General features: G+C 63.5%; 23 protein-coding genes and 1 pseudogene. 14 read left to right on the top strand and 10 right to left on the bottom strand.

Going from position 1 to position 20,043, the window contains the following annotated elements:
- Both GC106_RS36625 and GC106_RS36620 read left to right on the top strand, forming a co-directional pair.
- Window positions 1-256: hypothetical protein (locus GC106_RS36625; RefSeq protein ID WP_173140083.1), on the top strand; the 256-nt coding region annotated here is incomplete at its 5' end.
- Window positions 257-657: 401 nt separating this feature from the next.
- Window positions 658-1,293 carry a hypothetical protein gene (locus GC106_RS36620; protein WP_173140082.1) on the top strand — a complete coding sequence of 212 codons (636 nt, stop codon included), beginning with the start codon at window positions 658-660 and terminating at the stop codon, window positions 1,291-1,293.
- Window positions 1,294-1,310: 17 nt separating this feature from the next.
- Here the strand turns inward: GC106_RS36620 and GC106_RS36615 are convergent, their stop codons facing one another.
- Window positions 1,311-1,646: a hypothetical protein gene (locus GC106_RS36615; protein ID WP_173140080.1), complete on the bottom strand. Its 336-nt coding sequence runs from the start codon at window positions 1,644-1,646 to the stop codon at window positions 1,311-1,313.
- A gap of 986 nt (window positions 1,647-2,632) precedes the next feature.
- Here GC106_RS36615 and GC106_RS36610 point away from each other — a divergent pair.
- The 9 genes and pseudogenes from GC106_RS36610 to GC106_RS36570 all read left to right on the top strand — a co-directional run bounded on the left by GC106_RS36610 (window position 2,633) and on the right by GC106_RS36570 (window position 8,078).
- Window positions 2,633-3,109, top strand: coding sequence for a hypothetical protein (locus GC106_RS36610; protein ID WP_217281411.1), 477 nt, complete (start codon window positions 2,633-2,635; stop codon window positions 3,107-3,109).
- Between the two features lie 280 nt (window positions 3,110-3,389).
- Complete coding sequence (locus GC106_RS36605) at window positions 3,390-3,947, top strand: hypothetical protein (protein WP_173140076.1); 558 nt, start codon at window positions 3,390-3,392, stop codon at window positions 3,945-3,947.
- Window positions 3,948-4,178: 231 nt separating this feature from the next.
- Entirely contained in the window at window positions 4,179-4,655 is a 477-nt protein-coding gene (locus tag GC106_RS49810) for an Imm1 family immunity protein (protein ID WP_376777802.1), read from the top strand.
- A gap of 223 nt (window positions 4,656-4,878) precedes the next feature.
- Window positions 4,879-4,983: pseudogene (locus GC106_RS49805) on the top strand (deaminase domain-containing protein); the annotation flags it as partial.
- An 11-nt stretch (window positions 4,984-4,994) separates the two neighbouring features.
- Entirely contained in the window at window positions 4,995-5,423 is a 429-nt protein-coding gene (locus tag GC106_RS36590; RefSeq protein WP_173140072.1) for an SMI1/KNR4 family protein, read from the top strand.
- A gap of 3 nt (window positions 5,424-5,426) precedes the next feature.
- Window positions 5,427-5,627, top strand: coding sequence for a hypothetical protein (locus tag GC106_RS36585; RefSeq protein WP_173140070.1), 201 nt, complete (start codon window positions 5,427-5,429; stop codon window positions 5,625-5,627).
- A gap of 386 nt (window positions 5,628-6,013) precedes the next feature.
- Window positions 6,014-6,289, top strand: coding sequence for a hypothetical protein (locus GC106_RS36580; RefSeq protein WP_173140068.1), 276 nt, complete (start codon window positions 6,014-6,016; stop codon window positions 6,287-6,289).
- Between the two features lie 342 nt (window positions 6,290-6,631).
- Window positions 6,632-6,964: a hypothetical protein gene (locus tag GC106_RS36575; RefSeq protein ID WP_173140066.1), complete on the top strand. Its 333-nt coding sequence runs from the start codon at window positions 6,632-6,634 to the stop codon at window positions 6,962-6,964.
- Between the two features lie 385 nt (window positions 6,965-7,349).
- Window positions 7,350-8,078, top strand: a complete 729-nt coding sequence (locus GC106_RS36570; RefSeq protein ID WP_173140064.1) for a hypothetical protein — start codon at window positions 7,350-7,352, stop codon at window positions 8,076-8,078.
- A gap of 49 nt (window positions 8,079-8,127) precedes the next feature.
- Here the strand turns inward: GC106_RS36570 and GC106_RS36565 are convergent, their stop codons facing one another.
- The 3 genes from GC106_RS36565 to GC106_RS36555 are packed head-to-tail and all read right to left on the bottom strand — an operon-like array spanning window position 8,128 to window position 12,170.
- Window positions 8,128-9,039: a hypothetical protein gene (locus GC106_RS36565; RefSeq protein ID WP_173140062.1), complete on the bottom strand. Its 912-nt coding sequence runs from the start codon at window positions 9,037-9,039 to the stop codon at window positions 8,128-8,130.
- Window positions 9,040-9,095: 56 nt separating this feature from the next.
- Entirely contained in the window at window positions 9,096-10,580 is a 1,485-nt protein-coding gene (locus tag GC106_RS36560) for a family 43 glycosylhydrolase (protein ID WP_246367615.1), read from the bottom strand.
- Between the two features lie 12 nt (window positions 10,581-10,592).
- The gene (locus GC106_RS36555) at window positions 10,593-12,170 is read right to left on the bottom strand and encodes a glycoside hydrolase family 76 protein (RefSeq protein WP_246367607.1); all 1,578 of its coding nucleotides are present in this window, start codon (window positions 12,168-12,170) and stop codon (window positions 10,593-10,595) included.
- A 190-nt stretch (window positions 12,171-12,360) separates the two neighbouring features.
- Here GC106_RS36555 and GC106_RS36550 point away from each other — a divergent pair, with 190 nt between their 5' ends.
- On the top strand, window positions 12,361-12,702 hold the full coding sequence (locus tag GC106_RS36550) for a helix-turn-helix domain-containing protein (RefSeq protein ID WP_173140058.1): 342 nt from the start codon (window positions 12,361-12,363) through the stop codon (window positions 12,700-12,702).
- 9 nt (window positions 12,703-12,711) lie between these two features.
- On the opposite strand, the gene GC106_RS36545 is transcribed toward GC106_RS36550, so the two are convergent.
- From GC106_RS36545 to GC106_RS36530, 4 genes are all read right to left on the bottom strand, one after another.
- Entirely contained in the window at window positions 12,712-13,302 is a 591-nt protein-coding gene (locus GC106_RS36545; RefSeq protein ID WP_173140056.1) for a ClpP family protease, read from the bottom strand.
- On the bottom strand, window positions 13,299-13,907 hold the full coding sequence (locus tag GC106_RS36540; protein WP_173140054.1) for a ClpP family protease: 609 nt from the start codon (window positions 13,905-13,907) through the stop codon (window positions 13,299-13,301). Before GC106_RS36540 ends, GC106_RS36545 begins: the two co-directional genes overlap by 4 nt.
- A 105-nt stretch (window positions 13,908-14,012) precedes the next feature.
- Entirely contained in the window at window positions 14,013-15,224 is a 1,212-nt protein-coding gene (locus GC106_RS36535) for an acetyl-CoA C-acetyltransferase (RefSeq protein WP_173140052.1), read from the bottom strand.
- Between the two features lie 34 nt (window positions 15,225-15,258).
- The gene (locus tag GC106_RS36530) at window positions 15,259-16,428 is read right to left on the bottom strand and encodes an acyl-CoA dehydrogenase family protein (RefSeq protein ID WP_173140050.1); all 1,170 of its coding nucleotides are present in this window, start codon (window positions 16,426-16,428) and stop codon (window positions 15,259-15,261) included.
- Window positions 16,429-16,501: 73 nt separating this feature from the next.
- Here GC106_RS36530 and GC106_RS36525 point away from each other — a divergent pair, with 73 nt between their 5' ends.
- Both GC106_RS36525 and GC106_RS36520 read left to right on the top strand, forming a co-directional pair.
- Complete coding sequence (locus GC106_RS36525) at window positions 16,502-17,407, top strand: LysR family transcriptional regulator (RefSeq protein ID WP_173140048.1); 906 nt, start codon at window positions 16,502-16,504, stop codon at window positions 17,405-17,407.
- A 204-nt stretch (window positions 17,408-17,611) separates the two neighbouring features.
- The gene (locus tag GC106_RS36520; protein WP_173140046.1) at window positions 17,612-17,794 is read left to right on the top strand and encodes a hypothetical protein; all 183 of its coding nucleotides are present in this window, start codon (window positions 17,612-17,614) and stop codon (window positions 17,792-17,794) included.
- A gap of 270 nt (window positions 17,795-18,064) precedes the next feature.
- Here the strand turns inward: GC106_RS36520 and GC106_RS36515 are convergent, their stop codons facing one another.
- Window positions 18,065-18,856 (bottom strand): DUF8017 domain-containing protein, encoded by a 792-nt coding sequence (locus GC106_RS36515; RefSeq protein WP_173140044.1) that lies wholly within the window; start codon window positions 18,854-18,856, stop codon window positions 18,065-18,067.
- 31 nt (window positions 18,857-18,887) lie between these two features.
- Window positions 18,888-19,946 (bottom strand): right-handed parallel beta-helix repeat-containing protein, encoded by a 1,059-nt coding sequence (locus tag GC106_RS36510; protein WP_173140042.1) that lies wholly within the window; start codon window positions 19,944-19,946, stop codon window positions 18,888-18,890.
- Window positions 19,947-20,043 lie beyond the last annotated feature (97 nt).

Raw genomic sequence — 20,043 nt, 5'->3', positions numbered from 1 at the left:
CCCGCCATCCGGGCCAGGCGCGGTGCGCCCGCACTCGCTGGCCTCGGTGACCCGGGTGGGTCCGAACGGCACGTCGAAAGACGAGTACACCTACGACGAGTCCGGCAACATGCGGACTCGCAAGATCGGCGGCAACACCCAGACGCTGGAGTGGAACGCCGAAGGCCTGGCATCCACTCGTACCATGTGCGGGCGGGTGCCACGCCAGTACTCGTCCACAACTGCAGTGACCCACCGTCGGACACGAAACACCTAGAAGATCATGCTGACGCTGTACACGCAAAGATCTCAAAGGGTGGACAGAAGTTCCGAACAACCGCCGTTCTGCACGCGAAGGGCGCGGGCGGTGATGTCGACATCGCTGCCGTCGGCGCGAACTCGAACATTTCAGGAAAGCAAAAGGATGTATTTAAGGCAAGGGATCCTCGCGGGATTTCTGTTTCTATTTCTATTCCATTCCATGCGGAGGTCAAAGCAGTGCTGACCGCCAGGTATCTTGGGCTCCAACCGACTGCGATCACGGCGAGTCGAGCCTTTTGTCCACTGTGCCGTCGTTTTCTCGTCAGGCAAGGTGCTACTATTACTGGCCCGCGAACCGCTGCCTGGAACTGATAGGAGCCGGGTCGTTGTCCAGTGTTAAATATGGTCAAAGTAGCTATGCTTGCTGACCAGGAAGCTAGACGAATTCGGGAGGCATGTGACGGCATGCCTCCCGCGCGAGTGACTGCGCTCGCGTTGGCTGCCGCACACCGAGTTCTGCCCGTGTATCAGGTGTACTCCGAGGTTCGTTCGTTTGTGCGCGGTTATGAAGAGGTGCACGATGCGATCATTGCAGCCTGGCGCTTTTTACGGCGTCAGGATGGTGCGACGGCAGAGATCGCGACACGTCGAATCGGCGAGGCGGAAGCGGCAGCAACCAAGGACCTTGCCCGTCTTGAGGCCGGTGACATTGATTTGCCCGAATTGTTGGTGATGTCCACTGTTGAGGCGGTTATGTCGGCATTCGACGCCTTCGTCAATGAGTCTCGGTCTGCGGCTTACGATGCGGTATTGAGTGCGCTTGATGTGGATATCGTATGGGCAGAAGGCCTTGCAGACGCAGATCCTGCGTCCGGGGGGATTGTTCAGTGGGCCAATATGATGGCTCAGTATCGTATGCAGTCGCAAGATATAGATGAACTGTTCGCTCGGTCTGAGTCCGAAGAAATCGACGCTCTGGATACTGTATACTTCCGCGCGGAGAGTCAAGGGCTCGTTTACCTCATGCGAATGAGTGAACTACTCGGTCAGTGAGCAATGGGCAGTTGGCCTCATTCGATGGCGAGGCCAACTGCTTTGAGTATTTTGTCCGGCAAGCGTTCATTTCTGGTAGATGCCTGTGCCTGCATAAGAGAAGTGATAATGCGGTGGCTAAGCGGTACTACAGCCACGCTGGTGGTGGTATCGCGATGCGTAACTCGGCCAATGGTCAACTGACGTGGATTGTCGGTGATCACAATGGCACGGATGAGATGGCGATCATCGCGTCCAATTTCGGGATCGTCCGCCAGTGCAGGTTTGAAGCCGTCAGGAAGCGGCTGCCTGTGTGACCATTCCGGCGTTTGTGAGGTCGGAGAGAGTCCGCGCAAGATGTGGATCAGCAACATTTACGCCGAGGCTGGGGACGCTGCGCGGGCGGCGGCGAAGGACAAGCCCACGACGTGTCAGCGACATAGTTTTCCGCCGGGCACGTTGGTGTTGTTGGCTGATGGTTCGTCGAAGCCGATTGAGGATGTCAAGCTCGGCGACGTGGTGCTGGCCACTGATCCCGAGACCGGTCGTACCGAAGCCCGTCCTGTGGTGGCGACCTGGGTGCACAGTGACGAGCCGACCCGTACCGAACTGACCATCGACACCGACGGCACGCAGGCTCGGCCACCGCCACGCTGGAGGGGACCGACTGGCACCCGATCTGGGTCGCCGACCTCAACGCCTGGGTCCCGATCGTCAACATCACGGCTGGTTCCTGGCTTCAAACGTCAGCAGGCACCTGGGTCCAGGTGACCGCCGTCCGTCACTACACCAACCACACTCCCGCCCACGACCTCACCGTCGACGGCACCCATACATACAATGTGCTGGCAGGGGCCACTCCAGTCCTGGTTCACAACTGCGGTGACGCCCAAGCATTGGCCGACCGTGCATCCGAGATTCACGGTCAAGCCGGCAGCGATATAGCTAGGGAGAAGTCAACGGTTGCCGTAGTCAGTGCGCAAACCCCAGACGGTGTCGTGCACGTGGTTGCTGGCAGTGGACGTGGTTTGAATAGGGCGCAGAAAGCGATGCTTAGTGGAGTGGAGGTGCCTGCTCGGAACATTCGCGGGACTCACGCTGAGCAAAATGCACTCCCGTACATCAATGAAATGGGGTGGTCCCCGATTGCTGGAGGCGCCTCAAGGAGCGTATGCAGTGAAGTTTGTGCGCCACTAATCAGGGCAACCGGTGGCCGAATCGCTGGTCGCGTGTATCAGAACGAATCAGGGACCAAGATTAGGGCTTTCGAGTGGTGAGTAGCGAATCAGTTATCCGGGAGTTCTCGGAGAGTGCGAGTTCAGATCAGATGAGGATCTTTGTTGCTTCGTGTGCAGAGCGAATGGCTCAGCTCTTCACCGGCCTGGTGGGCTCCGATGTTGCGCGGGCTCAGGATGCAGACATGGCGATCCGCTACCTCGACCTACTCTGGCAATCCCAGCCTCAAATCTCTTGGGGTGAGATCGCTGAAAATATTAGGTCGTTTCCAGAACTGGCGGGCGACGAGGAGCCGCCGGGTTTGTTGGCGTACGCCTACGACGCAGCTGCCACGTTGCACTACGCGGCGAAGTACAGAGAGACTGGAGATCTTGTAGATGTGATCAGCTGCTCGAACCATGCACTCAACTCGGCTGAATACATCTCGGAGGAGCTGGACGACGGGGTGGACAGATATGAAATCGAGCTCCGGAATCAAGAAGCTGACATCGCATCTCTGTCGCGGACTGAAGATCCTGATGATCACGATTTCGTTCAGGTGATGAGGGTGCGCGCGCAAGAATTTTCGCGCGCAAGACTGGCTGAACTGATTTCAGGGTGATTCGTTTCTACTTTGTGTCTGCCCTCGCTTGGTAGCGCAGTCGCAACGCGACGAGCCTTCAGCGGCAATAAGGCCACTGAAGGCTCCTCCAATTTTATTGTCATCTGCGGAAAATTCGAAGAGTGGGCGATTGATGTTCCGGGGGTACCATGCCGCTACTGGGGTTGATGTACAACTGTGGTCCGGATGGCGTCAAATGCGGTCATGTTGACCAGTGTCAGGTGAACGGTTTGAGGGGGAATGCATGTACTGCGACGACAGCCAGGCAGAGGAGTTTTGAATGGCAGTCGACGACGAAGTCTCGGGCGCGCTTCACGGGCAGCGGGTTGATAGGGCCGTATTTGCTGCGCGTTGTGCGGAACGTATGGTGCAAGTTTTTACCGGTCTTCGTGAAGGCGACGAGGATCGGAGGGCGGATGTCGATGCTGCTATCATCGCCATGGATGATTTGTGGCAGGTCGGCTTGTCTCGTGACGTCTTCTTGGTGCATCTCGAAAAAATTGTGGGATTTGCGGAAATGGCACCTTCTGACGAAGAGTTGGAAGGTGTTCGCGACGTTTACTCAGCGTATAGTGTTCTTGCTCTCAGATATGCGTTGCGTTATCGTGCAAGTGGAGATGTCGAAGACGTTATTCGGTGTGCACACGCGAACTTGACTGCTATGGGTCAGCTTGATGCGAATATAGCGAATGGGAACTTTTTTGAAGAGGAGCAACGTATTGAACTTGAATCGGTGCGAGCTGGCGAAGGTGGTATAAGCGCTACGGAGATGAGAACGGCTGATCAAGCCGTAAGCCGAGCGAGATTGAACGCGATCCGGAACCGTCTAGTGATATAGGCCCTGTGGGTGAGTTGGTGGGACGCGAGCGTTGTTTCATTGCGCTCAGGGGTCGAGGATGACTGTCTGGTTCAGGAACCAATCAGGTATCATGCAGAATGTATCCATCCTCGGGCGGGCGCGTAGATGACCGGAGTAGTGGAATGAGTCGTGATTTTGAGCGTGTTCTTCAAAGGTAAGTGGCGTTACGTTGACAGTGTGGACGAGACATTGCAGGTCGTCATAGAGGTCATGGACGGGTTGCGCGGGGAAGAGGAGAGTGCGGGATTCTACTCGCCGGGAGACGATGCGTGGTTTTGCCTTGCGGACCGACCAAATAATGGTGTAGATCCGGTAGAGGCGAGCAATCTGCGTGTGGCGGTAAATTCACGCTGCGGGTATGGCGCGTTAGTGTGGTTTACCTCCGATAAATTCCCCCGAAAAGGAGGTATCTACGACTCTGTGTGGATATCTAACAACCCCGAACCGCTTGATTTTGACCCACGGGTCGTTTCGGATCCGGGGTATCCACTTTTTCACGATCCCTCTAGCGTTCTGCCGGTTGCGCAGATTCGAGCGGCCGTGGAAGAGTTTTGCCGTATAGGGTCAGGAGCGCGACCCGAGTCTATTGACTGGGTTGCCGGTGAGGTGAACGGCCAACGTTCAGACCGGCGGGCCATAGTAGACTTTGTCGAGGACCCGGAGATCGATTGGGATAGCCTTCGGTAACGTGAGCCTTTTGATTCACTGTTGACGACCCCTGTCCTGGTCGAGAGTGCAGTCATTCGGTTTGAGCCGGGCGATTGCGACATCCGGTGATCGGCTGTTTCTGTGCGTTTTGGTCTAACGGCTCTTCGGTCAGGTGCCGTCCTGGCGGCAGCCCGCCCGAACGACTCGAAGTTAGAGATTTCGGACGGTATGCGACAATGTTGCAGCCCAGCTCGAAAGGAACTATAATCTGTACTCGGAGCGAGAGGTCTGCGTGAGCTGTTCGAGCCTGATCGACCAGTTCCGGTTAGGATTTCCAAATATTCCGGTGAATGTGACATGGGGATAATGGAAAGCCGAGTGCGTGACCTTGCGAATCTTCTGCGTTCGAGGTACGGCCACGATGATGTTGTGGGCCTAACCGACAATGAAGTCAGTGAGGTCCAGGAAGATCAAGAGCTCTCTGGACTCCCTGGTGCATACGTCGAATTTTTGACCTTGATGGGCAGGCGCGCCGGTAAGCTCCTTGTCGGTACCGACATCTTTTACCCGAGTATTGTGGGAATAAAGCGAGACGCGTCCGAGCTTCTCGAGGAGTGTGGAGTGCGTGACCTTGTTCCTAATGATGCGCTCGTGTTCGCGATGCATCAGGGTTACCAGGTTTACTGGATGGCCGACGTTTCCACGGGTGACCCGGCGGTTAGTATGTATCAGGAAGGAGAAGATGGGATCACCAGGGAGTGGTCATCTTTCTCCAGTTTTCTATGGGATGAATATTCGGCCATGTGACGGGTGGTCGGGCTGGTCGAGACCGGGTTGAATTCGGTCAGCGGGTTGGGGCTTGCTGGCCACTTTGGTCAGCTTGTTCTCGCCGAGCCACTGACTTTGGCTGGTTCCTTTGTGCGCTCTGCCTATTCTCCTTCTTATGCCGCTGATCGAATTCCACGCATCCCGCTCACGCTGAAGCTGCGCCTGGATCGGCGGCTGGCCTAAGGAGGCGGACAATCAGTAGGCCGGGGCGCGTGCGGGTCAGGCGATGGGGTTGTCGGAGGAGGAAGAGTTTCGTCGTTTGGAAGGGAGGCGGCCTCGAAGCGGGGTTTCTGGGATGTGATCAAGGAGGAGTTGCCGGACATCCTGGGCGACTTGACGGGCCTTAACGATGCGCGTGATTGTTTTACGAAGTTGATTTGCTGAATGCGCAATGGTTTGGCTCAATTGTCCCGAAGAAGAGATAGCTGGTTGGTGAACCGTTGGTAGATGACGGGTACGGGGGTGCGACCCTTCCATCGTCGTGGATGCCGCCTGTTGTGCGCATCGGCGGCTGGTGGCGGAGGCGGTGGCGTCTCACTTTGGGCGCTGGAAGTTGGCGAGGTGTGAAGGTGCCTCCGCCGCTGGTGCAAGGACCTGATGCGACGCTGGCGATGGTGGTGTCCGTCACTTGTTTGTCGGACGTTGAAGTGCTCGTTGAATCTTTTTCTCCTGAGCAGCTAATGGCTGGTGGTGAGATGGCTTATCTGTCGATGGTGGTGATATGGCTGACACGTGGTTACTCGACTGGCGAAGTGCTCGTCAACGGGGTTGAAAATCATCCAATTCTTTCACTAAGTAAAATTTCGCCTGAAACGGCTGCGTTCCTGGAAAGTGAGGGCTACTAAGACGGCTCTACCGCTCCCGACAGCCGTGGGGTACGTCCTGCTGGCTCCGCTTCGATGTCTCGCGTTCCGGTGTCCGGGTCCGGTGAGGCTGGGCCGCATTCGTTGACGCTGGAGTGAACGCCGAAGGTCGGGTCGGCAAGGTGACGGAGGCTGACGGCAAGGTCTCGGAGTATCTCTACGACAGCGGTGGTAGTCGGTTGATCAAGCGGGAGCCGAACGCTACGACGTTGTACCTCCATGGTCACGTTCGTACTGACTTTCGTACTGACAAGGGAATGGCGAAGGCCAGGACTGCTTTCGGCCGCGCTGTCTAGCGTGGCGAGATATCGCTGGAGTGGTGATATGGGTGAGGGAATCGACTTGGCATGGCGGTCACGAATGCTCGATGCGTTGCGAAGTGGCGACGTTGAGTCGGCGACGGATGCTCTACTATCTCTTACTTACGATGGGCCTGACAGCGACTGGATGCAAGATGTCCTGCTCGACTGTCTGAGACCGAATGTAGACACGCAGGTTCGGGCATTAGCAGTGACTTGTTTCGGTCATGTTGCTCGACTGGCCGGCAAAGTACGACTCGATGTCGTCGAGGTGCTGCACGTCCTCGTCAGTGATCCGGTGCTGGGCGGCCGGGCAGAGGACGCCCTGGACGATGTAGCCAGTTTCGTACAGCGTTGACCGGTCGAGCGAGAGGCGGGTTTCCGTCTTATCGAATTCAGTGAACGGATCGTTGTGAGATGGTGTCCACGAAAACGGTGAAGTGTTGGTGCTTCAGGTGCTGTACTCTGCGGCGTCGGTTGAAAGGTCCGTTACATCCCGTCGCTTTCGGTGAACAAACTAAACGAAGGTCGAGTAGCGATTATGGCTTTCTCGGATAGCGGATGAAGGCGGCCCATTGATGCGCAAGGGACGAGTGGCAGGTGCGAAGCCTTCTTCTGAGAGTTTGTCAACATGGAGATCCCATGGGATTTGAATCTGAGAGGGTCGGCGCTAAATACCATAGAAAGCTGATGGACCAGTGTCCGGGGTGTCAGGGTGTTGCATTCGCCGTGGGGGTGACGTGGTGACGAAGGAAGATGTACGGTTCGTCCTGGACTCGTCGGAGGGCCTGTCGGCGCGGGCGCGGCATTTTCTCAGGTCTGAGGCGCGCCGGTTGGACTTTGACCCTGGCCTTGTTGGCGATGAGTTGCGGAAAAGGATCATTGCTGTTTACGGGAACCCGAACGAAAGGATGGTCGGGCTTCTTGACGAACTTCAAGGTCGATATGGCGGGCTGGCGTATCGGAGTGGTTTCTTCGATGCGAATGTGGCATATACGCCTATGTGTGAACCGGAAGACGCGGACGAGGAGCTCGAAATACTCTACGTGGTGCAGACGGGTACCTCGGCAGGAGCGTCCGTGCGCGCTGACGGTACCGTCGTGGTCGGATTCGACCAGTGGGATGTCGTGGAGTTCCGGACGCTGGACGCTTTGTTGGAATGCGATTCCATGTTCACAGACGTGACAAAGTTCGCGTCCGTTGCGGAAGTACGGGTTTCGGCCGCGGGTCTCGCTGGGTTGGCAGACTACATCACTGCGGAAACGCCATTCTCTCTGCAGTTGGTTTCAGAAGCATGTGGATCGCACACGTTTTGGTTTTCCGGTGAGGAAGGGGCGGTTTTCTTGTGCGGGACATGGTCTGGGATGGGTTTCCCGATGCCTCCGACAGTCAAGGTGTGGAGCGATGATGATCGCCTGGCTGATACTTTAAGGGCTGCATACGGAGTGTTGTCCAAAGAGAGCGCGAAGTAACGAAGTCGCTGCGGACGTGCGCCCGCAGCGACCCCGCATCGTGTCCGGTCTAGCCGATGAGGCGTGCGCCCTGCCAGCCGACACCGCGCCGACGGGGCACGTAACCATGGTTCGGGTCATACACGTACTCGAGCAGTTCGCCGGTAGAGGCACTCACGACAATGAAGCCTCGTCGGTCGAGACCGGCGATCAACCGTGCGTCTGAGAGGTCAAGGCCCGGCAGGGGATATTCTCGGAACCCATCGCCGTGGTCGATCCACTCACTCACCGAGCCGTCGCTGTGGATCTCGAGGAAATCCATGTCGCCCAGCCCGACGATTGCCTTCGCGTTGTTCCAACCACTGCCGATGGCCCAGCGGGTGAGTTGGTCGGCCAGGTTGAACTCCCACAGGACAAGCTCGCCTGCGGTGTTGACCTCGATGAACCGGTCGCGTCCGATGCCGGTGATAAGCCGGGCGTTCTGCCAGCCGGACCCGGCGATCTGCTGGTGCCACTGTCCCAGCCGCCATGTCCACTTCGCCAGCTGGTGGTCCGGTTTGATCTCGACGAACGCGTCGGAGGTCAAACTGGTGATCGCCCGTGAGCCCTCCCAGCCGGTGCCGCGCAGCTGCCCGCTGAAGGTGTCGAAGTACCGGGTCCACCTCACGAGCTGCCCAGAGTTGTTGATCTCCAGGAACGAATCGCCGTCGGTCACCATCGGACTCTCCGGCTGCGCGACCGCACTGGGTGCTGCCACACCGACGAACGTCGCCGTGGCCAGTGTGACCGCGGCCATGATCCTCATCAAACGCACGAATCCCGCCCTCTCATGTGCTGTTACTGCAGCGGGACACGTTGGCCGATTCAGCCGTGACATGCCAGTCCTTTGCGGCACGCCGAAAACGTACAGGCGAAGGCCGGCCTGGAGGGGGATGGGCGCAATCGGTCCGGCAATCATGTCACCGGGCTGTGCGGTCGTCAAGCTGACTGCTTGACTGGTGATCCGGCCCGTGGGGACGGGCCGGATCACCACGCCGGCTACTTGTGTGCGATCGAGATGTTGTCGAAGGTGGCGGCGGTGTTGAAGACGCGGACACCGTTGGAGCCGTTGGTGTAGCTGGTGTCGCTTGTGGTGATCTTGGGGGTTGTCACGTCGTTCACGTACACCTTGATCGACGGGCCGACGGCTTCGACGCGGAGGTGGTACGACGTGCCGGGCCGGATGGTCATCGGCGCCGACGCCAGCGGGGTCCAGTTGTTGTCGGCTTTGCCCAGCAGGACGCGGCCGGTCGCGGTGATTCCGGCATAATAGCCGCGGTAGGCGTCGGTTCCGGTGCCCGGCTGGGTCACCCGGAACACGATTCCGCCGTCCCCGCCCGCGGATTTCACCGTGACGTCGGCATCCTGGACGAAGTTGGTGAAGTTGGTGTCGAGCAACGCCTTGCCGCCGAACGAGTTTCCAGCCGCGTACCGGCCGGACGACGCCGACCACGAGCCGCCGTAAGTCGTCCATCCCACCGCGTTGCGGTCTTCGAAGTTGTCCTTGACCTTCATGCTCACCGGCTGGATCGTGCCGTCCGCGTTGAAGTACATCCGGTCGTAGGCTATCTGCCGGTGGTTGATGTCCGTGCGGCTCAGCGGACGGCGGTGGTAGACGATGTACCAGATGTCCGTGCCCGGGATGTTGAGCACCGAGTTGTGGCCGGAACCCCTTGCCACCGCGGGATCTTGGCTGAGCACCTTGCCCATGCCGGTGAACGGCCCGGTCGGCGAGTCCGACATCGCGTAGGACACCGAGTAGTTCGGGCCGCCCCAGTAGTCCTCGGACCACATCAGGTAGTACTTTCCGTTGCGCTTGAGCATCTGCGCGCCCTCGGTGTAGTTCGACGGCGTGATCTCCTTGTAGACCGTGCCGTCGTCGAAGCGGCCGAGGCTGATCATGTCCGTGTTGAGCTTGACGATGTTCGCGTGGCCCCAGCCGCCGTAGTACATGTAGGCCTGGCCGTCGGAGTCGATGAACACGTCCTGGTCGATGGGCTGCGCACCGTTGACGAACTGGCTGATCAGCGGCCGGCCGATCGCGTCGGTGTACGGGCCTTCCGGCCGGTCGGCGACGGCGACGCCGATGCCGCCCAGTTCGGCGTTGGACTGGATGTCGTTGGCGGCGAAGTACAGGTAGTACTTCCCGTTGCGCTGCACCGGTGCCGGAGCCCATACGGCCTTGTTGGCCCACGATACGTTGGCTGTCGTCAGGACGTTCGGATGCTTGGTCCAGTTGACCAGATCACGGGACGAGAAAGCGTCCAAATAGGTCTGTTCCTCGTAGGGCCGTGACGACGTGGGGAACACCCAGTAGGTGTTGTTGTAAACGGCCACATCCGGGTCGGCGTACCACCCGTCCACGAAGGGGTTGCCTGCTTCCGCGGTCGAATAGTCGGGCGCGGCCGCCGAAGGTGAGGCCGTACCGACCAACAAGACCGCGAGTGCTGCTGCGAGAATCGTGCCACGCCTGTGTGCTGTCAATTTCCATCCCATCTAACCGGCTGCGTTCATCAGGTCGACTGCACTGTGTTGCCGGGCGCCGTCACTGCGTTGGAACGGCCCGGCCCACGGTTGGTCGTACGAGTCGGCGGTGGAGCGATCCCGCGTGTAGGCCGAATCGGCTTGACGGCGCAGGTAACCGGTGTACGGCCGGTCGGGCAATGCTCCGTTCAGCGCGGCCAGTGCTCGCACGTAGATTCCCTTGAACGACGGCACATCCCCGCCGCCACCGTTGTCGAAGAGAATCCCGCCAGGGTTGAGGAACGTACTGGTGGTGGAAGCGTTCGCCAGGGTACGGGCCTGGGCGAGGTAACTCGCGTCACCGGTGGCTCGGTGCAACTCCACCAGTGCGGCAAGGGGAACGCCCTGGTTGTAGCTCCACGGAGTCTGGCCGTTGTTGGCGCACGTGGCCGTGGTGAGGCCGTCGTTGACCAGGTTGGAGCTGTTGATCATCTTGCTGTTGAGGAACCACGTCCAGCCGCTGCGGGCGCGCTGGAGGTAGACGGTGTCGCCCGGGATTCTGTTGTGCAGCGCGGCGTTGAGCTGAACGTACAGCGAGTTGGCGATGGCGTTCTTGTACGTCTTGCTGGCGCTCCACCAGATCCCGCCGCCGCACACCGAGTCCCAGTAACGGAACATGTGGTCCGCGCCGATCCTGGCGGTGTTGAGGTACCTGCTGTCGCCGGTCAGGTCGTAGGCGTCGAGCCACGCCAGGCCCCACCAGGCGATGTCGTCGTTGTAGTCGTTGATGAAATTGCCTTGCCAGGCACGGAGATTGAGGTCGTAGGTGCGGGCGATGGCGTAACGGTAGCTGCCCATCCCGGTCACCCGGATGTTGTCGATGATCGCGGTGAGCGCGTTGGCGGAGTTCCACCAGCCCGTCGTGTCGAACAGGCCGGTGCTGAGGTTGTAGCGCTGCATCAGGGCGGTCGCCGCGGCGGTCCGGCGTTCGGCCGCGTTCCAGGTCGTGCGGTACCAACTGGTGCAGGCGATGGCGGACGATCCGGCCGGCTGGCCGCAGGCACGTAACAGGCCGACGCCGAGATTGGCCCAGTCGTCCACGTTGTACATCATGGTGCGCCACCCGGAGGCGCCCGCCGGAATCCGCGTGTCGCCCAGTTTGGAGCCGGAGCTCCAGCTGACCCCGGCGTCGAAGGACCGGTCGAGCCAGACGGCGTCGCCTGGCGCGCCGGTGCCGATCGCCGCCCAGCCCATCGCGTCGGTGTCGTTGAAGTACAAGGAGATCTGCCGCCCGCCGGCAGCGACTGTCTGTGCGAACCGTGTTGTGGGTGCGAGTGCGGGATCACGGGCGTCGCAGTACTTGTTGCAGATGGTCGCCGCAGGTGCCGCGGCTCCCGTCGACGGCGGGCCACCGGGTCTGGAGGTGGTCATCCCATCCGGCCGGTAGGCGGATCGCTGCGAACTGGGCGGCAGTGCCGGATCGCGGGTGTCGCAGTAGTAGTCGTCACAGGCCACCGCCGGGGGTCGCGACGGCGCCGCCACTGGTTCCGATGGGACGCCGACGACGAGGGTGGCCAGGACGGTGGACGTGAGCAGGGCAGCTCTGAGCATGAGACCTCCCGGTGCAGGGGGTGGGTGGTCCGACAGCTTGAGAGCGCTCTCAAGGCAGGCTAGGGTTCCGGGCGCCGCGGCGTCAACGTCCTTGACCAGTCAAGTTTTTGTCAGACACCGGGTGGCGAGGGGTGTCCGCTCGGAGCGGAATCGCTGCCCTGGGTGGCCGCACCGATGTCAGGATGACGGTATGGCGGACATTCTTCCCTTCCACCAGAAGCACGCGCCGGACCGTGAGCCCGAGCCGCTGTGGCGGGAGGTGCTGGGCCGGAGCCTGCGGACGATCAGGGAGGAACAGGGCGGCCGCCTTGTCGACATCGCCGAACGGGCCGGTATCTCGCCGCAGTACCTGTCGGAGATCGAGCGTGGCCGTAAGGAACCGTCCAGCGAGATGATCGCCGCGGTCACCGGCGCGCTGGGGGTGGACCTGGCCGATCTGCTCGCCGGGATCGCGGGCCGGGTGCGGCGGCGCCACGGCACGGGTCTCCCGGCCGGGCGCCGTCCGGCGGGACCCGTGCTCATGGCCGCCTGATCCCGGACGTCAAGGCCGGTGGTCGAGGACGTGGTCCGCGAGCCCGTAGGCGACCGCGCCCGCCGCGTCGAACACGCGGTCCCGATCGGTGTCCTGACGTAGTTCCACGACATCCCGGCCGGTGTGGGCCGACAGGATCTCCTCCAGCTGGGTACGCACCCGTACGACCTCGTCGGCCTGGAGGATCAGGTCGGGGATGGTGCCGCGGCCCTGCGCGGCGGGCTGGTGCAGGACCACGCGGGTGTGGGGCAGCACGAAGCGTTTCCCCGCCGCGCCCGCGGCCAGCAGGACCGCACCGGCCGCGACCGCCTGGCCGACACACGTGGTCGCCACCGGTGCCTTGATGAAGCGCATGGTGTCGTACAACGCGAGCATCGCGGACGGGTCGCCGCCCTCGGAGTTGATGTACAGGTCGATGTCGCGTTCCGGGTTGTCGGCGTCCAGGTACAGCAACTGGGCGATCAACGCGTTCGCCACGCCGGAGTCGATCGCAGTGCCGAGGTAGACGATCCGCTCCGACAGCAGGTGCGAGTAGATGTCCGTGATCCGTTCGCCGTTCGCGCTGCGCGTGATGACGTTCGGGATGGTGTACGTGCTCATGCGCGCAGCCCCAGTTCGTGTGTCCGGACGGGCACGACCTGACCGAGGTCGTCGACGATGTGGTCGATGAAGCCGTACTCGCGTGCCTGCTCGGTGGTGAACCAGCGGTCGTGCAGGGAGTCGGTGAAGATCCGGTCGATCGGCTGGCCGGTGTCCTGCGCGATCAGCCCGAGCACTGTGTCCCGGGTGTGCCGCAGATCGTCCGCCTGCACCTCCACCTCGACCGCGGACCCGCTGATGCCCGCGGAGCCCTGGTGCATCAGGATTCGGGCGTGCGGAAGGGCGAAACGTTTGCCCCGGGTGCCCGCCGACAGCAGGAACTGTCCCGCGCTGCACGCCAGTCCCAGGGCGAGCGTGGTCACGTCGCACGGCACGAGCCGCATCACGTCACGGATCGCCAGCATCGCCGGGACCGAGCCGCCGGGCGAGTGGATCCACAACGCGATGTCCTTTTTGGGATCGTCGCTCGCGAGGGACAGCAGCTGGGTGGCGAGCACGGTCCCGTTGTCGTCGTCGAGCGGGCCGTCGAGGACCAGGACCCGCTGGCTGAAGAACCGTTCTCGCAGCCGGTGGTCGAACAGCGGCTGTTTTTCGTTGGTGCTCATGGACACGACAGTGCCGCCGCCGGGGCACCGCTCGCCTCTTTCTCTGCTGTCAGCAGATCAGCCCTCAGCAGGGCGTTCGGCCTGAGTCACGACGACCACCGGTGATCACGCGATCCGCTCGAACACCGCGGCCAAGCCTTGCCCACCGCCGATGCACATCGTCTCAAGGCCGTAGCGCGCCTCGCGGCGGTCCATCTCGCGCAGGAGGGTGGCGAGCATGCGCGCACCGGTGGCACCGACGGGATGCCCGAGTGAAATGCCCGAGCCGTGGGGGTTCAGGCGTTCGTCGTCCGGCGCCAGGTCCCAGGATCGCGTCACGGCCAACGCCTGCGCCGCGAACGCCTCGTTCAGCTCGATCACGCCCATGTCGGCCAGCCCGAGCCCCAGGCGGCCGAGTGCCTTCTGCGTCGCGGGCACCGGGCCGATGCCCATCGTGCGAGGCGGCACTCCGGCCACAGCCCACGATGCCAGCCTGGCGAGCGGGCGAAGCCCGTATTCGGCGGCCTTCTCGGGAGTGGTCACCACGCACACCGCGGCGCCGTCGTTCTGGCCACTGGAGTTGCCCGCCGTGACCGTCGACTCAGGATCGGCCTTGGCCCGGATCGCTTTCAGCGTGCCGAGTTTCTCCATGCTGGTGTCGGCGCGCGGGTGTTCGTCGGTGTCGACGAGCACCGGGTCGCCTTTCCGCTGCGGGACGGACACCGGGACGATCTCCTCGGCGAAGATCCCGTTCTTCTGCGCGGCCACGGCACGCTGGTGCGACTGAACCGCGAGGGCGTCCTGGTCGTGGCGGCTGATCCGGAACTCGGCACGCAGGTTCTCCGCTGTCTCGATCATCCCGCCGGGCACCGGGAAGTTCCGGCCGCCCGCGGTGACGCGGGCCCGCGCGAGGCGATCGGCGAGGGCGACGGAGTCCGCCCGCACGCCCCAGCGCATGCCGGTGGCGTAGAACTCCGTGCCGCTCATGGATTCCGCGCCGCCCGCGAGCACTAGCTCGCAGCCTTCTGACTGGACGGCCAGCACCGCGTTGATCACCGCCTGCAGACCCGACCCGCACCGGCGGTCGACCTGCTGGCCGGGTACGTCCACACCGAGACCGGCGTCGAGCGCGGCGACCCGGCCCAGCGCGGGCGCCTCACCGTTCGGTGACGCCTGGCCGAGGATCACGTCGTCCACCACGTCGCCGGGGATGCCGGTCCGCGTCAGCAGTTCGGTGATCACCGTGGCGGCGAGGGTCTCCGGCGGGATGTCGCGGAACACGCCGCCGAACCGGCCGACCGGTGTGCGCAGCGGCTCGCAGATCACGGCATCAGGCATCTGAGGGCTCCTTCGTCGGGTCGACCAGCGTCCGTCACGGCCCCGCCACCGCCTGCCGCACCAGCCCGCCGCCGATGATCAGCCGCTGGATCTCACTGGTGCCTTCGTACAGGCGCAGCAGCCGGACGTCACGGTAGATGCGCTCGACCGGGATGTCGCGCATGTAGCCCGCGCCGCCGTGGACCTGGACGGCCAGGTCGGCCACTTTGCCGGCCATCTCGGTGCAGAAGAGCTTGGCCGCCGACGGCGCGATCCGGCGGTCCTCACCGCTGACGTACGCGCGTGCGGCCTCGCGCACCATGGCACGCCCAGCGAGCACTCCGGCCTGCTGGTCCGCCAGCATGGCCTGCACCAGCTGGAAGTCACCGATCCGCGTGCCACCCTGCGTGGTGGTCGCGGCGTAGGCGACGGACTCGTCGAGGGCGCGTTGCGCGGTACCGACCGCGAGGGCCGCGATGTGCACTCGTCCGCGAGCCAGCGAGGTCATCGCCGCGCGGTAGCCAGCCGCTTCGTCGCCGCCGACGAGCGCGTCCGCGGGCACCCGGACGCCGTCCAGGGTGACGTCGGCGGTCCACGCGCCTTCCTGTCCCATCTTCGCGTCCTTCGGGCCCACCGTCAGGCCCGGTGTGCCCGCGGGGACGAGGAACACGGCGATGCCGGGGTTCTTCGGCCGCGGCTCGGCGGTCCGGGCGAACACGACGAACAGCCCGGCGACGGGCGCGTTGGTGATGAACTGCTTGTGCCCGTCGATCACCCAGTCGTCGCCGTCGCGAACGGCCCGGGTGCGCAGTCCGGCGGGGTTGGAGCCGGCGCCGGGTTCGGTGAGCGCGAACGAGGCCACCACCTCGCCTGCCGCCATCCGCGCCAGCCACTGCTTCTTCTGCTCATCGGTGCCGAACCCGACGAGCACCTGTCCGGCGATGCCGTTGTTGGTGCCGAACATCGAACGCAGCGACAGCGTGGTGTAGCCCAGCTCCATCGCCAGTTCGACGTCCTGGACCAGGTCGAGCCCCAGCCCGTTCCACTCGGCCGGGATCGCGTAGCCGAACAGGCCCATGTCGGCGGCGGCCGTGCGCAGGTCGTCCGGGATCCGGTCGGCGCGCATGATCTCGGTCTCGCGCGGCACGACCTTGGTCCGGACGAAGTCGCGGACCTGACGGCGGATGAAGTCGAAGTCCTCGCCCGACACCTGCGTCTCGCTCATACCCTCCAGCGTGACGGCAAGGTTGATGCAAGTCCAATACCAATAGTTGCCGGATTATTCTAAAATCCGCATCGTGGACGTGGGACAGCTCCGGGCCTTCCTGGCGGTCGCGGAGGACCTGCACTTCGGCCGGGCCGCCGACCGTCTGCACGTGGCGCAGCCCTACCTCAGCCGGACCATCCGTGCGCTGGAGAAGGACCTCGGCGCGCCGCTGTTCGTCCGCACCACCCGCCGCGTGACGCTGACGGCGGCAGGCACGGCGCTTGTCGAGCACGCGCGCGCCATCGTGACCACCGACGCCGCAGCCCGCGCCGCGGTCTCGGCGGCGCACAAGGGCCGTAGCGGCCGGGTGCGGATGAGCTTCGCCGGACCGTCCGCGCACATCACTGTGGGAGAACTCGCCCGCGCGGTCCGCGAACGGCACCCGTTGATCGACGTCGAGTTCCTGCCCGGCCGCTACGGCACCGCCGCCGTCGCGGAACTGCTGCGCGGCGAGGCGGATCTCGCACTCGCTCGGTTCACCACGACCCCGGTGGGCGTCCGCAGCCGTGTGGTGGCGCGGGACCGGTGCGTCGTCGCCGTGCCCAGCGACCACCGGCTCGCTCGCCACGACAGTCTGACGTTCAGCGACTTCCGGGACGAACCCTTCGTCGCGTTCCCCGAGTCCTACGGCTCGGTGGTGCGAGACGTGTTCGTCTCCGGGTGTCACGCCGCCGGGTTCGCGCCGACCTTCGCCCAGACCGCCCCGGACTCCTGGACGAGCGTCGCGTTGGTGGCGGCGGGCGTAGGCCTGCACTTCACCAGTTCGAGCGCGGTGGCACGGCTTCCGCTGGACGGTGTGGTGATCCGGGAGATCTCCGATCAGGTGCCGCCGATCCTCGTCCACCTCGTCTGGCGCCGTGCCGACGACAACCCCGCGCTGGCGCAGGTGCTGCACACCGCGGCGGAACTACTTCCCGACGTAGCCGGCACGCCTTGACACCGCTGGGAATTCGCGTCGTTCTCGTGTCCAGTGTGGACAGAGGAGGGCTCGTCCGGCGAGTCGTGGCGAACGCTGGTAAAGTGGGCGACGCGCGGCTGCGTCGGTGGGAGATCCCGACGCCTGCGCGGTTCGGGATGTGGGGGAGCGGCAACGACGCTGTGTGCTCCCGCGTCGATTTTTGACAGACCATAGGAGGTGGACATGACGGCGGTGATCGTTTTCGCGATGATCGTTGTGGGATGCGTGGTTTACATCGTTCGGTCCGCCTTGGCGGCGCACCGCGACTACGACACCGAGGACAACTCCCCGGCGTACCCGGCGCCGGTGACCCGGGTGAGAAGCCGGCACCAGCATGGCGCCGACCAGTTCTCGCGAGCGTGGTGACGAGTGGCGGCGGTGCGATGTCCACTGTGGACTTCAACGGGGTGACGGCCGCCACTGACTGACAGGAGGTGCACTTCCGGACGCGGCATCCTGGGCCGCGATGGCGCTAGGTCGTGTTTCGAATGTCCCGGTCGATGAGAGTCGGGATCGGGGCGGTTCCTGGCGTCGCCGCGGGATCGCCGCGAATACTGGTTGTCTTTGGGCGGTCCCGCGGTGGCGTCAGGGGCCGCATCCGGCCCGGCTATCGCGATCGGGCATTTGAAACACGGCCTAGCTGAAAACGTGGAAGCTGGTGACGATCTGCGTGAGGTCCTGTTCGGGGGTGGCCTCGGGCACGTTCTGATCGGCCATGGCGACGACGGTGGCGCTCTCGGACGCGTTCGGGTCGGTCGGTTCGACCATCATCAACGCGATGGCCACGTCGGCCGCGGCGCACTTGTCCTTCTCGGTCACCGGGACCTTCAGGGTCGCGGTGACCACGACGGCCTTGGTGCCCTTGAGGATGGTGATCGGCTTGGGGTCGCCGATGTCGGTCTCGGGCTGCACGCGGTCCTTCGTGGTGAAGACCGTGTTCGCGATCTGCTGGGCCGCCGCGGCCGCGCCGACCTCGATGTTGCCCTTGTTCGGCATGACGACGATGCCTGCCATGCCTCGCCACGACTTCGGGCTGTCCGGGCAGTACCCCGGCTTGTAGATCGTCGGCGTGACGAAGCTGACTTCCTGGTGATCGCCGAACGTGGCCAGGTCGCTGCCGATGGTGCTCCAGCCCGGCGGCACGTCGTAGGCCTTGTCGGTGTTGCTGATCGAGATCACCTGCCAGCCCGGCACCCGCGGGGTCCCGGTGGTCCTGGGCTGGAGGGGATCTTTCGGCTTGGTCGCCGTCGTCGCACCGGCCACGGGCAGGGCCTGGCCGCTCGTCGTGCTGGTCACGCGGACGAACATCAGGGCCGCGACCGCGCCGATCACCACTACCGCCGCTATGACCGCCGCGAGGACCACTCCGTTGCGTTTCGCGGGTGGCGTGTCGTCGTACAGGCCCAAGCCTCGGTAGTCGTTCGGCACGGTCACCACCTTAGGCGGTCACCCGCGTCGGTCACCGGCGATTGACCAGGCCGCTCACGTTGTCGTAACCGCTGTGCCCGACGAGCTGCCCATTGGTGATCATGCTCGCCGGGACGTTGAAGCCGTAACGCTGTTGCGGGGCGTGGCCGTCGGCCTTCCGGTCGAACGCCTGGCAGCCCACCATGGACGTGTCGCCGCCGTCGACGACGTAGAAGCCGTCGGCCGCCGCGGCGGTGCCGCCCACGTCGTAGAAGGACGCGCTGTCGGCGCTGCATCCGGTGTAGACGTTGCGGCCCCACTCGATGTACCAGCCGTGCGAGCGGGTGTCCTGCGCCTCGCAGCCGATGAACTTGTTGCGCACGCCCCTGACGTGGAAGCCGTAGTCGCGGCAGTACCACGCCTTGCAGGACTGGAAGAAGTTGTTCGCGCCGAACACACCGAACCCGGCGCTGGACCCGGTCTGCTTGCTCGTCGTCGCCTCGCAGGCGATCCACCAGTTGTCCGGTGCCTGGATGTGGTAGCCGTAACGGCCGGCGTCCCGGACGCGGATACGGCTGCTCACGCATGACTGCGTGTCCTCGCCGCGGTACTGGACGCCGTCGAGCACGGGCTGGTAGATCCGCAGGTTGTCCAGCCGGCAGATGGAGTCGGGCTCCCAGTAGTAGTTCCCGGTGGTGCCGACGACGTTCAGGTCGATGCCGGTGCTCGCCTTGCCGTCGCACTCGATCAACAGGTCGGCGACGTGCACCGACTCGACCGGACCGCCGTTGCCGATGGCGATCACCGTGGTCATCGTGGTGGTGGCCAGCAACCGGGTCCGTCGGCCGAGACCACGGATGGTCGCCCCGGACGGGAGCACGAGCGGTTCGCTGATCCTGTAGTCGCCGTCGCCGAGCTGGACGGCGCGGGCGCCGGTGTCCAGCGCGGCCTTGATGGACTCTCCCGGCGGGACGTACGTCCACGGTCCCATCGCGGTCGCCTGCGCACCGGCCGGTTCGGCGCTCGCGACGCCCGCCGCCCCGGCCATTCCGGCCAGGCCGATCGCGGTACCGCCGAGCAGAGTTCTGCGATTGACCCCTGAGTCCGCCATGCCGAGAGTATCGCGAGCAGTGATCAACTCTCGCAAGAGCGTCAAAACATGTGATTTCCCAACGGTTTCTCCGGGACACGGACCTCGTGCGTCCGGT

The organism is Kibdelosporangium persicum, assembly GCF_013280595.1.
In the GTDB taxonomy this organism is placed as follows: Bacteria; Actinomycetota; Actinomycetes; order Mycobacteriales; family Pseudonocardiaceae; genus Kibdelosporangium; species Kibdelosporangium persicum.
The sequence above is the reverse complement of the archived record's forward strand: the minus strand, read 5'-3'. Positions and strand labels throughout refer to the sequence as shown.

Bases quoted from the DNA above. Each gene is read 5' to 3' on its own strand.
- GC106_RS36620 (WP_173140082.1), top strand. From the start codon at position 658: ATGCTTGCTGACCAGGAAGCTAGACGAATTCGGGAGGCATGTGACGGC.
- GC106_RS36615 (WP_173140080.1), bottom strand. From the start codon at position 1,646: ATGTTGCTGATCCACATCTTGCGCGGACTCTCTCCGACCTCACAAACG.
- GC106_RS36610 (WP_217281411.1), top strand. From the start codon at position 2,633: ATGGCTCAGCTCTTCACCGGCCTGGTGGGCTCCGATGTTGCGCGGGCT.
- GC106_RS36605 (WP_173140076.1), top strand. From the start codon at position 3,390: ATGGCAGTCGACGACGAAGTCTCGGGCGCGCTTCACGGGCAGCGGGTT.
- GC106_RS49810 (WP_376777802.1), top strand. From the start codon at position 4,179: ATGGACGGGTTGCGCGGGGAAGAGGAGAGTGCGGGATTCTACTCGCCG.
- GC106_RS36575 (WP_173140066.1), top strand. From the start codon at position 6,632: ATGGGTGAGGGAATCGACTTGGCATGGCGGTCACGAATGCTCGATGCG.
- GC106_RS36555 (WP_246367607.1), bottom strand. From the start codon at position 12,170: ATGCTCAGAGCTGCCCTGCTCACGTCCACCGTCCTGGCCACCCTCGTC.
- GC106_RS36550 (WP_173140058.1), top strand. From the start codon at position 12,361: ATGGCGGACATTCTTCCCTTCCACCAGAAGCACGCGCCGGACCGTGAG.
- GC106_RS36545 (WP_173140056.1), bottom strand. From the start codon at position 13,302: ATGAGCACGTACACCATCCCGAACGTCATCACGCGCAGCGCGAACGGC.
- GC106_RS36540 (WP_173140054.1), bottom strand. From the start codon at position 13,907: ATGAGCACCAACGAAAAACAGCCGCTGTTCGACCACCGGCTGCGAGAA.
- GC106_RS36535 (WP_173140052.1), bottom strand. From the start codon at position 15,224: ATGCCTGATGCCGTGATCTGCGAGCCGCTGCGCACACCGGTCGGCCGG.
- GC106_RS36530 (WP_173140050.1), bottom strand. From the start codon at position 16,428: ATGAGCGAGACGCAGGTGTCGGGCGAGGACTTCGACTTCATCCGCCGT.
- GC106_RS36520 (WP_173140046.1), top strand. From the start codon at position 17,612: ATGACGGCGGTGATCGTTTTCGCGATGATCGTTGTGGGATGCGTGGTT.
- GC106_RS36510 (WP_173140042.1), bottom strand. From the start codon at position 19,946: ATGGCGGACTCAGGGGTCAATCGCAGAACTCTGCTCGGCGGTACCGCG.